Here is a 13,695-nt window from a genome sequence, read left to right as displayed (position 1 = left end):
CTACAAGTTGCGCTGCGAGCCTGCGCTCCTCAGACCTAGCAGGCTGCGCTCGCATCTGTTGCAACCTCTCGGTTTTCGAGGCTCTCTCGCCGCCCCGGCGGTGCGTGGCCTCCTTGGCTGTCCGGCTCAGGCAGACGCGATAAAGGCTCCCGGCGTAGCAGTACCTACGACTTTCTGTCCGTAACCGGAGCCCTTTCCCACATGACGAGCAGCACCGAGACCACCGCCACCACCCCGCAGGTTGCGGTCAACGACATCGGTAACGAGGAAGCCTTCCTCGCCGCGATCGACGAGACGATCAAGTACTTCAACGACGGCGACATCGTCGACGGCGTCATCGTGAAGGTCGACCGGGACGAGGTCCTGCTCGACATCGGTTACAAGACCGAAGGCGTCATCCCGAGCCGCGAGCTCTCGATCAAGCACGACGTCGACCCGAACGAGGTCGTCAAGGTCGGCGACGAGATCGAGGCCCTGGTTCTCCAGAAGGAGGACAAGGAAGGCCGCCTGATCCTCTCGAAGAAGCGCGCCCAGTACGAGCGTGCCTGGGGCACCATCGAGAAGATCAAGGAAGAGGACGGCATCGTCACCGGTACCGTCATCGAGGTCGTCAAGGGTGGTCTCATCCTCGACATCGGCCTCCGCGGCTTCCTCCCGGCCTCCCTGGTCGAGATGCGCCGTGTCCGCGACCTGCAGCCCTACGTGGGCAAGGAGCTCGAGGCGAAGATCATCGAGCTGGACAAGAACCGCAACAACGTGGTCCTGTCCCGCCGCGCCTGGCTCGAGCAGACCCAGTCCGAGGTTCGCCAGACGTTCCTCACCACCCTGCAGAAGGGTCAGGTCCGCTCCGGCGTCGTGTCCTCGATCGTCAACTTCGGTGCCTTCGTGGACCTGGGTGGCGTCGACGGTCTCGTCCACGTCTCCGAGCTGTCCTGGAAGCACATCGACCACCCGTCCGAGGTTGTCGAGGTCGGCCAGGAGGTCACCGTCGAGGTTCTCGACGTGGACATGGACCGCGAGCGCGTCTCCCTGTCGCTGAAGGCGACCCAGGAGGACCCGTGGCAGCAGTTCGCCCGTACCCACCAGATCGGCCAGGTCGTTCCGGGTAAGGTCACCAAGCTCGTTCCGTTCGGTGCGTTCGTCCGCGTGGACGAGGGCATCGAGGGTCTGGTCCACATCTCCGAGCTGGCCGAGCGCCACGTGGAGATCCCGGAGCAGGTCGTCCAGGTCAACGACGAGATCTTCGTCAAGGTCATCGACATCGACCTCGAGCGCCGTCGCATCAGCCTCTCGCTGAAGCAGGCCAACGAGTCCTTCGGTGCCGACCCGGCCTCGGTCGAGTTCGACCCGACCCTGTACGGCATGGCCGCGTCCTACGACGACCAGGGCAACTACATCTACCCCGAGGGCTTCGACCCCGAGGCCAACGACTGGCTGCCGGGCTACGAGAAGCAGCGCGAGGAGTGGGAGCGCCAGTACGCCGAGGCGCAGGTCCGCTTCGAGCAGCACCAGGCGCAGGTCATCAAGAGCCGCGAGGCCGACGAGGCCGCCGCTGCCGAGGGCGCTGCCGCCCCGGCCGCCGGCAACGCCGGTGCGGGCATCTCCGGTGGCTCCTACTCCTCGGAGTCGGACGACACCTCCGGCGCCCTGGCCTCCGACGAGGCCCTGGCCGCGCTCCGCGAGAAGCTGGCCGGCGGCCAGAGCTGATCGCAGCGCAGCGCGCTTCGGCGCGAGCCTGAGCTGAAACGGTAAGGCCCGTCCCCTCCGGGGGGCGGGCCTCACCGCTTTTCCGGGGCGCACTTCACGGAGTGTTCACGGGCCCGGACCGCGGCTGGGGGAATGGTCACGACTCCTCGTACGTTCTTTGCATTGACGCGAGGAGGAGTGGTGACGGTGCTTGATCCACAGGGTTTGTACACATGGGACGCCAAGGGTCTGGCGGTGGTGGACCTGGCGCTGGCCCAGGACTCCGCCGGACTGGTCATGCTCTACCACTTCGAGGGCTACATCGACGCCGGTGACGCCGGCGAGCAGATCGTCGACCGGCTCCTCGAAACCCTGCCGCACCAGGTGGTGGCCCGCTTCGACGCGGACCGGCTGGTGGACTACCGGGCCCGCCGGCCCGTGCTGACGTTCCAGCGGGACCGCTGGACGGCGTTCGAGGCCCCGGAGCTCGACGTGCGCCTGGTCCAGGACGCCACCGGCGCACCGTTCCTGCTGCTGTCCGGCCCCGAGCCCGACGTGGAGTGGGAGCGCTTCGCCAAGGCCGTGCAGCAGATCGTGGAGCGGCTGGGCGTGCGGCTCTCGGTGAACTTCCACGGCATCCCGATGGGCGTGCCGCACACCCGGCCCGTGGGCCTGACCCCGCACGGCAACCGCACGGACCTCGTGCCCGGCCACCGCAGCCCGTTCGACGAGGCGCAGGTGCCCGGCAGCGCCGAGTCGCTGGTCGAGTTCCGCCTCGCGCAGGCCGGCCACGACGTGCTCGGCGTGGCGGCGCACGTGCCGCATTACATCGCGCGTTCCGCCTACCCCGACGCCGCGCTCACCGCCCTGGAGGCGATCACCGCGGCCACCGGGCTGGTGCTGCCCGGCGTGGCGCACTCCCTGCGCGCCGAGGCGCACCGCACCCAGACCGAGATCGACCGGCAGATCCGCGAGGGCGACGACGAGCTGGTCTCCCTGGTCCAGGGCCTGGAGCACCAGTACGACGCGGCCGCCGGGGCGGAGACCCGCGGCAACATGATCGCCGAGCCCGCCGAGATCCCCTCGGCGGACGAGATCGGGCGCGAGTTCGAGCGCTTCCTGGCGGAGCGCGAGCGGGACGCGTAGCAGGGACGCCGGGCCCGGGGCGCTCGGCCCGGGACGCCCGGCAGTGGCCCGCCGGGTCCCCTGCGGGCCGGGGGGCATAGGCTTCGGCCCATGCTGAGAGTGGGCCTGACGGGCGGGATCGGTGCCGGCAAGAGCGAGGTCTCCTCGCTGCTGGCGGGGTACGGAGCGGTGATCGTCGATGCGGACCGCATCGCCCGGGAGGTCGTGCAGCCCGGTACGCCGGGGCTCGCGGCCGTGGTCGAGGCCTTCGGGGAGTCGGTGCTGACCCCCGCAGGAGAGCTCGACCGGCCCGGGCTCGGCGCGATCGTCTTCGCCGACCGGGAGAAGCTGCAGACGCTCAACGCGATCGTGCACCCGCTGGTCCGGGAGCGGTCGGCCGAACTGGAGGCCGCCGCGGGCCCCGGCGCGATCGTCGTGCACGACGTACCGCTGCTGACGGAGAACGGGCTGGGACGGCTGTACGACCTGGTGGTCGTGGTCGATGCCGCCCCGGAGACCCAGCTGGCGCGGCTGATCGCGCGGCGGGGGATGACCGAGGACGAGGCACGGGCGCGGATGGCGGCGCAGGCCACGCGCGAGCAGCGGCTCGCCGTGGCCGATCTCGTGATCGACAACGACGGTCCGCTGGCGGCGCTGGAGCCGCAGGTCAGGAAGGTCTGGGAAGAGCTGGTGGCCCGCGCGGCGGACACCGCCGGCCCGGCCCGGGCGTGACCTCATACGGCCGGGCGTGACCTCCTGCAGCCGGTCCGGCACGGCTCTCCGGCCTGCCGCGGGGCCCGCTACGGCCGGTCCCGCTCGGCCGGTGGCTCGTACGGAGGGATGTCGGGGCCGGGCTGGTAGTGCGGGCCCTGGTGCAGGCGGTGCACGACCATCATCAGGTCCGCACTGATCACGATGGTCAGCACGGCGCAGGTGATCGCCCACCCCATCCGCTCGGTGAGGGCGAAGCCGGCCGTGCCGGCGACGGCCCACAGCAGCCCCCAGATACTCAGCCAGAAGCGCAGCCGAAGGGGGCTGCGGGCAGTCAGCGGTTCGTTTCCGGTACGCATGGCCATCGCCTCGCCTCGCGTCCATCGTCTCACCGCTGCTGCCCGCAGCGCGGCCGCTTAAGGGTTGAGCCGGTTGACGGCCTTGACGGTCGTCTTCTTGAAGGCGGCCACCGGGGCGTCGACCAGGGTGCCCATGCGGGAGAAGTCGACCACGGTGACGGTGGCGCCGTCCCGGCCGATGCCGAACAGGTTCAGACCGTGCTCGGAGTCCGGGACCGCGGTGTGGACGCCGTAGACGTGGGCGCCCTCCTCGACGGTCAGCTTGCCGTAGTCCTGCCAGCTGGCGGTGCCGCCGGGGGTCTTGCGCAGCCAGTCGGCGGCGCAGGCCGCGACCTTCTTCTCCAGGGTGGCGGTCAGCTTCTTGGCCTCGGCCTCGGATGCGGCGCGGACGGAGACCTGGCGGGCGCCGGTGTCGAACTCGGTGCCGAAGGTGCGGTGCCAGGTGCCGGTGAGCGGGAACGCCTTGTTCAGGCAGAAGAGGGCCGGGTTCGGGGCGCCCTTCCTGACCGCGCCGGCGGTCCAGGAGGTGCCCGGGACCGGCGGCAGGTCCGAGGCCTTGAGGAAGCCGGGCGCGGCGGGCGCGGGAGCGGCGGTGGCGGCCGGTGCGGCCAGGGTGGCGAGTGCGGCCGTGGCGAGGGCCGCGGCGGCGATGGCGGAACGCTTGAACACGATGGTTCTCCCCGTGTGGAACGTGTGTCCCGGTCTTGCCCGGGTCTTGTTCAGGTCTTGCTCCAGAAGACTGTCCGGCGGCCCGCCTGCCGCACAATGGAACCGCGCCGATCCGGGACGGTGGAACGGCTGTACAGGGGCTGACCTGGGGGAACACCCCTGGCATGGAACGGCGTTGCGGGACGGGGGAAGCCGTGGGCAGGACGGGGCGGGTCGCGGAGACGCAGGAGTTCGCGCGCCTGATGAGGGAGTTGAAGGACCGGTCGGGGCTCAGTTACGGGACCCTCGCGCGGCGGCTGCACGCGAGTACCTCCACGCTGCACCGGTACTGCAACGGGGAGGCCGTTCCTGCGGAGTTCGCGACGGTGGACCGCTTCGCGCGCGCCTGCGGAGCCGCTCCGGAGCAGGCCCTGGAACTCCACCGCGCCTGGCTGCTGGCCGATGCGCGGCGGCGGGCTCCGGCGCGGCCTGAGGAGGCGCCGGCGGGCGGCTCCGCGGCTGCCGAGGCCGGTGCCCGTGCCGGTGATGCGCGGGGCGGAGCGGCCCCGGCGGCCCCGGCGGAGGGCGCCGGTGCGGAGCCTGGCCCCGCGGACGGTGCGGGCGGTGCGGGTGATGCGGGTCTCGGCGCCGTGGCGGGCCCGGTGGCCGGTGCGGAGTTCGGGGCCGGGGTGGGACCCGTGCCCGGTGCGGGGCGCGCGGGCTCCACGGACGGTGCGGGCTCCACGGACGGTGCGGGCTCCGCCGATGGCGCGGGCTTCGCCGAAGGCGCAGGTTCCGCGGACGGCGGAGAGGTGCTGCCGGAGGTGCGGGTGGGCGCTCCGTCCGCCCCTGCGGACCGCGGGCCCTGGTACCGCCGCGGGGGCAGGACGGCGGGCGTGGCCCTGGTCGCCGCCGTGGTCGGGCTGGTCCTGGCCCTCGTACTCGCCATCGGGCTGCCCACGGGCGAGGGGGAGCGGGCCCTCGGCGGGCTGCGGTCCCCGGCCCCGCTGCCCCCGGTCACGGCCGCTCCGGCGGGCCGCGGCCCGGCGACCCCTTCCGCGTCCCCGTCCGCCCCCTCCGCCCGCGCGAGCGGCTCCGCCGGTGCCTCGGCCGCACCCGCCTCCAGTGCCGCGCCCGGGCCGCCCGGCCGCAGCAGCCCCCCGCCCGCGGTGCCGGCGCAGCCGCTCGCGCTCGGCGTGCGCTCCCACGTGTGGGAGAACGGCTGCGACCACGCCTACCTGGTCGGCCGGCCCCCGGCGGCCGTGCCCGCGCCCCCGGTCGAACAGGACGCCCCGGCCTGGGCGCGTGCCCAGCAGGCCGTCCACGCCAAGCGCCAGATCGTCGAGGCCACGGTGACCGGCCGCTCGGAGCAGCCGGTGGTGCTCCAGGCCCTGCACGTACGCGTGGCAGGGCGCGGGACCCCGCCGCCGTGGAACGTGTACACGATGTCTCCGGGCTGCGGAGGCTCCCTCACCCCCGCCGCGTTCGCCGTCAACCTGGACGCCCCGCGCCCCCTCGCGCGCCCCGTCGCCGGAAACGACGGCGAGCACGACCTCCCCGCCCCGGCCTTCCCGCTGCGCGTCTCGGCCCGCGAGCCGGTGGTGCTGCGGGTCGAGGCGGCGGCGAGCGGTTGCGACTGCACCTGGTACCTGGAGCTGGAGTGGACCGCGGGCGGCCGTTCCGGGACCACCCGCATCGACGACGGGGGCCGGCCCTTCCGCACCAGTGCCGCCGCGGGACGGCCCGTCTACGGTTACGCATCGGAGTCCGGGCACTGGGCCGCCGGCTGACGCGGCCCCCGAACTCGGACGAACCTGCTGGTCAGGCCCGTTGTCAGTGGACGTGCCTACACTCGCAGTGAGTGACCGGCCGGCTGTTCGCCCGTGGGGAGGGAGGCTGCGATGGACCCGTTGGAGACCGGGCGCGCCCTGCTGCGCCATGCGGCCGTGTTCCTCCCCGCCGAGCTGCCGCGGCAGGGGCGGATTGCCTTCTGGTCGCCCGCCGCCGATCCGCTGCCGGCCGTGCTGCCGGACACCGCGGAGCACACCCTGCTCACGGTGGTGGGCCCGCACGGTGCGGGGGCCCGCAGCCGGTCCGTGCCCGCCGCGCTGCTGTCCGTGGAGGCTGCCCTCCCGCTGCTGGCCGCCGCCCAGGCCGAGCCGGGGGCTCATCCCGCGGCCCGCTGCTGGGGTGCGGCCGCCCGCCAGGCCCTCCAGCTCACCGCCCGCGGCCGGCTGCTTCCCGGGGTGACGGCCGCGGGGCAGGACGCCTGGCGGGCGGGCCCGCTCACCGCCGGGGACCTCGCGCACCTGCGGGCGGTCGCCGCCGCGATGCCCTACGAGGCCCACGCCGCCCCGCTGGCGGACCGCAGACCGCTCCGGCTGCCCGAGCCGGAGGCCCTGCTGCGGGCCTTCCTCGATGCGGTCGCCGACAGCCTGCCCCGGACCCCGGCGGCCCCGTACGCGGCGGGCCGGCCCTTCGCGGCCCGCGAACCGCAGGAGGTGCCGGAGATACGGGACTGGGCGGTGCAGGTGGCCGCCGGGGCGGACGCGGGCGTGGGCGTCTCCCTGCGCCTCGACCTCGACGCGTACGGGCTGTTCGACGCGGAGCCCGACCCGGCCGAGGAGTCGGCGGGGCGGGCGCCGTCCGCCGCCGTGCCATCCGCCGGGACCGGGCCGTCCGCCGGGAACGGGCAGCCGGCCGTGGTGCGCCGGGCCGGGGCGGCCGTGGTGCAGGTGCACAGCCTGGCCGATCCGACCCTGATCACCGACGCCGGGCTGCTGTGGGCGGGCCGGGCCGCGGCCGAAGGCTTCGGGCCGCGCGCGCGGATCGACGCCGTGCTCGCGCTGCGCCGGGCCGCCCGGGTGTGGCCCCCGCTGCTGCGGCTGCTGGACCAGCAGGTGCCCGACGTGCTCGCGCTCTCCGACGGGGAACTCGAAGACCTCCTCGGCGCGGCCGCGTCCCGGCTGGCCGCCGCCGGCGTGCCCGTGCACTGGCCGCGGGAGCTCGCCCGCACCCTCACGGCCACCGCCGTGGTGCGCCCCGCCCCCGGCTCCGCGGCCGACGGGACCTCGTTCTTCGACGCCGAGAAGCTGTTCGCGTTCGAATGGGAGCTCGCCCTGGGCGGCGACCGGCTCACCCCCGGCGAGCTCGACCGGCTGGCCGAGGCGCACCGGCCGGTGGTGCGGCTGCGCGACCAGTGGGTCCGGGTGGATCCCGACCTGGTCCGCAAGGCCCGCCGGCGACACCTGGGGCTCCTCGACCCGGTGGACGCCCTCGCGCTGGCCCTCACCGGCACGGCCGAGGTGGACGGCGAGCCGGTGGAGGCGGTGCCGGTCGGCGCCCTGGCCGCGCTGCGCACCCGGCTGACCGCCGACCTCGCGCCGCTGCCCGAGCCCCCGGGGCTGGCGGCGGTCCTGCGCGAGTACCAGCGGCGCGGCCTGGCCTGGCTGGACCTGATGACCTCCCTGGGCCTCGGCGGCTGCCTCGCCGACGACATGGGCCTCGGCAAGACCGTGACCCTGATCGCCCTCCACCTGCACCGGGCCCGGCCGGAACCCACCCTGGTGGTCTGCCCGGCCTCCCTGCTCGGCAACTGGCAGCGGGAGATCGGGAAGTTCGCCCCCGGGGTCCCCGTCCGGCGCTACCACGGCAGCAAGCGCAGCCTCGACGGCCTCCAGGGCGGCTTCGTGCTCACCACGTACGGGACGATGCGCGCCGCGGCCGCCCAACTGGCCCTCCAGCCCTGGGGGATGGTCGTCGCCGACGAGGCGCAGCACGTGAAGAACCCGCACTCCGCGACCGCGAAGGCGCTGCGGACGATCCCCGCCCCGGCGCGGGTGGCGCTCACCGGCACCCCCGTGGAGAACAACCTGTCCGAGCTGTGGGCCCTGCTCGACTGGACCACCCCCGGCCTGCTCGGCCCGCTGACCTCCTTCCGCGCCCGGCACGCCCGCGCCGCCGAGCAGGACGAGAACCCGGGGCACGAGGAGGCCGTCGCCCGGCTCGCCCGGCTGGTGCGCCCGTTCCTGCTGCGCCGCCGCAAGTCGGATCCGGGCATCGCGCCCGAGCTGCCGCCGAAGACCGAGACCGACCATCCCGTGGCCCTCACCCGGGAGCAGGTCTCGCTCTACCAGGCCGCCGTCACGGAGACCATGGCCCTGATCGAGGCCAGCGAGGGCATCGCCCGCCGGGGTCTGGTGATGAAGCTGCTGGCCTCGCTCAAGCAGATCTGCAACCACCCGGCGCAGTTCCTGAAGGAGGAGCACCCGCGCATCGCGCACCGCTCCGGCAAGCTCACCCTGCTCGACGAGCTCCTCGACACGATCCTCGCCGAGGACGGCTCGGTGCTGGTGTTCACGCAGTACGCGACCATGGGCCGGATCCTGGCCGCGCACCTCGAAGCCCGGGGCGTGCGCTGCCAGTTCCTGCACGGCGGTACCCCGGTGGCCCGCCGGGAGGAGATGGTCGACCGGTTCCAGTCCGGTGAGGTGCCCGTCTTCCTGCTGTCCCTGAAGGCGGCGGGCACGGGCCTGAACCTGACCCGGGCCGGGCACGTGGTGCACTACGACCGCTGGTGGAACCCGGCGGTGGAGGAGCAGGCCACGGACCGGGCGTACCGGATCGGGCAGACCCAGCCGGTGCAGGTGCACCGGCTGATCGCCGAGGGCACGGTGGAGGACCGGATCGCCGAACTCCTCCTCGCCAAAAGGGCCCTGGCCGAGGCGGTGCTCGGTTCCGGCGAGGCGGCCCTGACCGAACTGACCGATGCCGAACTGTCCGATCTCGTCTCCCTGCGCAGGCCCTCGTGATCACCGCGCGGGACGACCGCCGCCGCACCTTCGACGCGCTGCCCGGCGGCGCCGAGGCCGCCACCTGGTGGGGGCGGGCCTGGGTGGCCGCCCTCGAAGCGCTCTCCCGGGACTCCGGCCGGCTCGCGCGCGGCCGGGGGTACGCGGAGGAGGGCCGGGTCGAGACGGCCACGGTGACCCCGGGCCGCCTGGTGGCCTACGTGCGGGGCAGCCGCTCGCGCCCCTACCGCACCGAGATCGGGCTGGAGCCGTTCGCCGACGAGGACTGGGAGGTGTTCCTGGAGCGGACCGCCGCCGATCCGGCCCACCTGGCCGCCCTGCTCGAAGGGGAGGTGCCGCAGGGGCTGGCCGAGGCCCTGCTGCCCCGCCCGGGAGAGCTGCACCCGCGCTGCTCCTGCCCCGATCCGGGCCGCCCGCCGTGCAAGCACGCCGCCGCCCTCTGCCACCAGGTGGCCCATCTCCTGGACGAGGACCCCTTCGTGCTCCTGCTGCTGCGCGGCCGGGGTGAGCGCGAGATCACCGAGGAGCTGACCCGTCGCAACGCGGCCCATGCAGCCCGGGAGCAGCGCCCGCAGCCCTCCGGCCTGCCCGGGATCCCGGCGCGAGCGGCCGTCGGACCGCGCAGCCTGCCGCCGCTGCCCGCCCCGCTGCCGGATCCGGACGGGCCGGAGCACCCGCCGGCCTGCCCGGAGGCGCCGGGCGCCCCCGACCCGCTGGCCCTGGACCAGCTGGCCACGGACGCCGCGGCCCGCGCCCACGCGATCCTGGCCACCGGTCGGGACCCGGTGGCCGGGCTGAGCCTCTGGCAGGACGCGGTGCGGCTGGCGGCCGGGCATCCCACCCAGGGCCTGACCGGGCCCGCGCGGGCGCTGTACCGGGACCTCGCCCGGGCGGTGGGCCGCCCGGTGCACGAGCTGGCACGCGCCGCAACGGCCTGGCGGTACGGCGGCCCGGCCGGCCTGGAGGTGCTCGAAGAGCCGTGGGACCCGCCGGCCGGGCCGTTCGACCGGGCCCGCCCTGCCCTGCTGGCCGCCGGCCGGGGCCCCTTCCGCCCCGATCGCAACACGCTCACCTCGGGCAGCCGCCAGCTGCGCCTGGGCCGGGACGGCCTCTGGTACCCGTACGCGAGCACCCCCGGAGCCCCGTCGGAGCCGGACTGGTGGCCGGCGGGCCCGCCGGACCCGGATCCGGTCGAGGCCCTGCCCCGCCCGTGACCTGCGGCATCCCATCGGAAGGTACGGAGGTCGCAGCACCCGATGGAGTGAAATACGTACCGGCTCTATAACCCGAACGGGTTTACCGCGTTGTTCCCGGTGCGGGCGGACGCCCGCCAACTCCTCCGGAAGGCAGGGAAACTGATGCGGCAGATTCGGCCCAGTCGGCAGTTTCGTCGGAACGGTGTGATCGCGGCGGTGGTCGCCGGTGGTGCGCTGTCGGTTGCCGGAGCCGCCGGGTACGCGTTCGCCGATGCGGGTGCCGAAGGCGGCGCCGCGCGTTCGCCGGGCGTGCTGTCCGGGAACCTGGTGCAGCTGCCGGTCCACGTGCCGGTGAACGTGTGCGGGAACACCGTGAACGTGGTCGGGCTCCTCAATCCGGCGGCCGGCAACACGTGCGTGAACGAGGACCGGCATCGTCCGCGGCCCACCCCCTACGGTTCCAAACCGGGGCCCCGGCCGGCCGGCGGAGCCGTGGCACAGGGGAGCGGAAAGGATTCGCCCGGGGTGCTCTCCGGGAACGGGGTCCAGCTGCCGGTGGACCTCCCGGTCAACGTCTCGGGCAACTCGGTGAACGTCGTGGGCATCGGCAACGCGTCCCACGGCAACACCTCCGTCAACGGCACACCCCCCGTCCGCAGCGGCGCGAAGCCCCCGCAGCCGGTGCACCAGCCGCCGAAGCCCCCGGTCGCCCGGCCCTCGACCCCGCCCGCCCCCGCGCCCGAACAGCCGGGTCCCGTGCTCGCGCACACCGGCGCCGAGGGACTGGGCCTCGCCGTCCCGGCGGGCGCGGCCCTCCTCCTCGGCGGCGCCGTCCTCTACCGCCGCTACCGCCCCGCGTCCCGCTGACCCCGCCGCCCGCCGGGCCACCTCACGCCCCGTCCGGCGCTCAGGCGGCCTCCGGGTGCCGCCAGGACGCAAGGATCGCCTCGATGCGCGGCGCCAGCCGGGCGCGCGCCTGATGCCGGGGCACCCCCGCCATCAGCATCGCGTCGTAGTCCGTGTCGTCGTGGCGTACGGAGGCGCGCACCGCGACCGACACCGCCTGCTCGTCCAGGGCGCGGCCGGCCGCGGTGCGCCCCACCCGGCCGCTGCCCCGCGCCGAGGCGTGCGCGGCCACCGCCAGGGCGCGTTCGGGCGGGATGCCCGGGAACAGCCGCCGTATCTCCGCGGCGAACGCGGCCGTGAAGCGGGCGTCCGCGGCCTCCCGGCCCAGCCGGTCGCGCTCCCGCCGCCGGGCCCGCGCCTCCGCGTCCGCCAGGCAGCGCACCTCCGCCCGGGCCAGCGCCTCCTCCTCGACCAGCAGCCCCTGCCGTTCGTGCCGGCGGCGCCGCTTCACATGGCGGACGACCACCGCGAACAGCGAACTGCCCTCGCGGGCCCGGCGGGTGAGCGCCGCATTGCCCCGCGGCAGGTAGACGAGGTGCCCCAGGTCGGCGCAGTCCAGGCAGCGCGGCACGCCGTTCTCGCGGACGAGCATCGGCAGCGGCCCCTGCCGGCACTCGGCGCACCGCACCGGCTTCAGCGCCTCGAAGACGACGAGGTTCATGCCTGGTTGATACCGCCGCAGCGGGCCGCTCTCACCTCCCCGGGCCCGCCGGATCCGGCGGCCCGTCACATCGTGGGGCCCGCCAGATCGCGAGGCCCGTCAGATCAGGCGGCGTATCTCCCCGCGCACCCGGTAGAAGCCCCCGGAGGCCGGGTGCAGCCCGTCCACCACGTACCGGGCGCCGGCCTCGCGGATGCCGCGCGGGAACTGCACGTGCCAGCCAGCCTCGAAGCCCCCCGAGACCACCTGCACCCGCAGCCGGCCGCCCTGCTGCACGCACTCCACGACCACCCCGCCCGCCGGCGCCGCCGAGACCGCGGCCACCGCCGCGGGCGAGGCCGGCGGGGCGTAGACGGGCAGCGCCGCAGCCGACTTCACGTCCACCGCGGCCGGCACCGAACCCCGTTCGGCGGCCGCGATCGCCGCCTCGCTCGCGTCCACGCACAGCAGCGAGCCGTCCGAGGTGACCAGGTACAGCTTCTCGTCCAGGTACTGCATCGACAGCGCCGCTCCGGCCCCCGTGCCCAGTTTCCACAGCCGCTGCCCGTGCGCGTCGAAGCAGTACACCGACGAGGCCAGGTCCCCCGCGAAGACGTGCCGCCCGTCCGGGGAGGTGGCGCACGCGTACACGGCCGCATCGCACCGGTAGGTGGCCTCCACCGCGCCGGTGGCCTTCGACAGCCGCTGCACGCTGTGCCGCCCGGTGCCGGCGTACACCGCGTGCTCCTCCTGCCAGCCGAACAGCACTCCGCCGTCGGTCGGGGTGTGCCACAGCTCCCGGCCGCCGTCCGGCGCGTACGCCGTCACCCCCCGGGCGTGCCCGTGGTAGACGCCCCGGTCGTCCGCCCGCACCATCCACGCGTGCGCGCCGGCGGAGCGCCGGGACCACTGGAACTCGTCCTCGTGGTCGATGACCGTCAGCCCGCCGCTGCGGTCCGACACGTGCAGCACGCCCTCGCGGATGTCCAGCCAGAAGATGTCCATGTCCGCCGCGATGTCGTACGCACCGAAGGGCACCTTGGACGACAGGTCGTACACCGTGCCGTCGTCGCAGCCCGCGTAGATCCAGAACTCGTCCGCCACCAGGCACTTGACCCCGTCCGGCAGCGAGTACCGGGCCAGCACCTCCCCGCCGTGGCTGAGGGTGTAGACGTCCCCGTCCTGGTTGCCGACCCAGCACCGGTCCTCGTCCACGTGGATCCCGAAGGCCGCCGCGCCGGTCCGGAACCGCCACAGCACCGGGGCCACCGCCCGCGCGGTCGAAGGGGTGGCCGTCACCTGACGGCGGGTCACCGCCCGGGCCGCACGCCGGCCGCGGACCGCCGGGGCGTACCCCTTGCGGACCTTCTCCGCGATCTTCTTCGCGGCCGCCGCCTCCGCCTTCTGCACCGTCGGGAACGAGGAGGTCTGCAACTGGCCGTCCGCGCCGATGCGCCCGTACCGCACCGACACCGCGGTCCCGTCGACGGTCACCTCGTAGAACTTGTGGGCGCCGCCGCCTTCCTGGGACAGCTCCAGATACGTCGTGTTCCGAGACATGGCAGACCCCTCCCCGGGCCGGGATCCGACGGGTTCGTCCCGTCGCGGATCCA

11 protein-coding genes are annotated in these 13,695 nt (G+C 74.6%); 7 read left to right on the top strand and 4 right to left on the bottom strand.

Going from position 1 to position 13,695, the window contains the following annotated elements:
- Positions 1–201 precede the first annotated feature (201 nt).
- The 3 genes from rpsA to coaE all read left to right on the top strand — a co-directional run bounded on the left by rpsA (position 202) and on the right by coaE (position 3,543).
- Positions 202–1,707: a 30S ribosomal protein S1 gene (rpsA, locus tag ACZ407_RS20130; RefSeq protein ID WP_226734925.1), complete on the top strand. Its 1,506-nt coding sequence runs from the start codon at positions 202–204 to the stop codon at positions 1,705–1,707.
- Between the two features lie 186 nt (positions 1,708–1,893).
- Positions 1,894–2,832: a PAC2 family protein gene (locus tag ACZ407_RS20125; protein WP_468130074.1), complete on the top strand. Its 939-nt coding sequence runs from the start codon at positions 1,894–1,896 to the stop codon at positions 2,830–2,832.
- A 90-nt stretch (positions 2,833–2,922) separates the two neighbouring features.
- Positions 2,923–3,543 carry a dephospho-CoA kinase gene (coaE, locus tag ACZ407_RS20120; RefSeq protein WP_468129973.1) on the top strand — a complete coding sequence of 207 codons (621 nt, stop codon included), beginning with the start codon at positions 2,923–2,925 and terminating at the stop codon, positions 3,541–3,543.
- Positions 3,544–3,611: 68 nt separating this feature from the next.
- On the opposite strand, the gene ACZ407_RS20115 is transcribed toward coaE, so the two are convergent.
- Together ACZ407_RS20115 and ACZ407_RS20110 are read right to left on the bottom strand one after the other, a co-directional pair.
- Complete coding sequence (locus ACZ407_RS20115; protein ID WP_468129971.1) at positions 3,612–3,881, bottom strand: DUF6343 family protein; 270 nt, start codon at positions 3,879–3,881, stop codon at positions 3,612–3,614.
- Between the two features lie 57 nt (positions 3,882–3,938).
- Complete coding sequence (locus ACZ407_RS20110) at positions 3,939–4,550, bottom strand: hypothetical protein (protein ID WP_468129969.1); 612 nt, start codon at positions 4,548–4,550, stop codon at positions 3,939–3,941.
- A 164-nt stretch (positions 4,551–4,714) separates the two neighbouring features.
- On the opposite strand from ACZ407_RS20110, the gene ACZ407_RS20105 reads away from it, so the two are divergent.
- The 4 genes from ACZ407_RS20105 to ACZ407_RS20090 all read left to right on the top strand — a co-directional run bounded on the left by ACZ407_RS20105 (position 4,715) and on the right by ACZ407_RS20090 (position 11,403).
- A complete protein-coding gene (locus ACZ407_RS20105) occupies positions 4,715–6,319 on the top strand; it encodes a helix-turn-helix domain-containing protein (RefSeq protein ID WP_468129967.1) in 1,605 nt (534 codons plus the stop codon).
- Between the two features lie 111 nt (positions 6,320–6,430).
- Positions 6,431–9,340, top strand: a complete 2,910-nt coding sequence (locus ACZ407_RS20100) for a DEAD/DEAH box helicase (protein ID WP_468129965.1) — start codon at positions 6,431–6,433, stop codon at positions 9,338–9,340.
- Positions 9,337–10,554, top strand: a complete 1,218-nt coding sequence (locus ACZ407_RS20095) for an SWIM zinc finger family protein (protein ID WP_468129963.1) — start codon at positions 9,337–9,339, stop codon at positions 10,552–10,554. Before ACZ407_RS20100 ends, ACZ407_RS20095 begins: the two co-directional genes overlap by 4 nt.
- Positions 10,555–10,743: 189 nt before the next feature.
- On the top strand, positions 10,744–11,403 hold the full coding sequence (locus ACZ407_RS20090; RefSeq protein WP_468130072.1) for a chaplin: 660 nt from the start codon (positions 10,744–10,746) through the stop codon (positions 11,401–11,403).
- Positions 11,404–11,443: 40 nt separating this feature from the next.
- On the opposite strand, the gene ACZ407_RS20085 is transcribed toward ACZ407_RS20090, so the two are convergent.
- Together ACZ407_RS20085 and ACZ407_RS20080 are read right to left on the bottom strand one after the other, a co-directional pair.
- Positions 11,444–12,103 (bottom strand): DUF2293 domain-containing protein, encoded by a 660-nt coding sequence (locus ACZ407_RS20085; RefSeq protein WP_468129961.1) that lies wholly within the window; start codon positions 12,101–12,103, stop codon positions 11,444–11,446.
- A 99-nt stretch (positions 12,104–12,202) separates the two neighbouring features.
- On the bottom strand, positions 12,203–13,642 hold the full coding sequence (locus ACZ407_RS20080) for a WGR domain-containing protein (protein WP_468129959.1): 1,440 nt from the start codon (positions 13,640–13,642) through the stop codon (positions 12,203–12,205).
- Between the last annotated feature and the right edge of the window lie 53 nt (positions 13,643–13,695).

The sequence above is a fragment of the Streptomyces sp. NPDC030809 genome (genome assembly GCF_055572195.1).
Note: the sequence above shows the minus strand (reverse complement) of the source record. Positions and strands in the feature narration are given on the sequence as shown.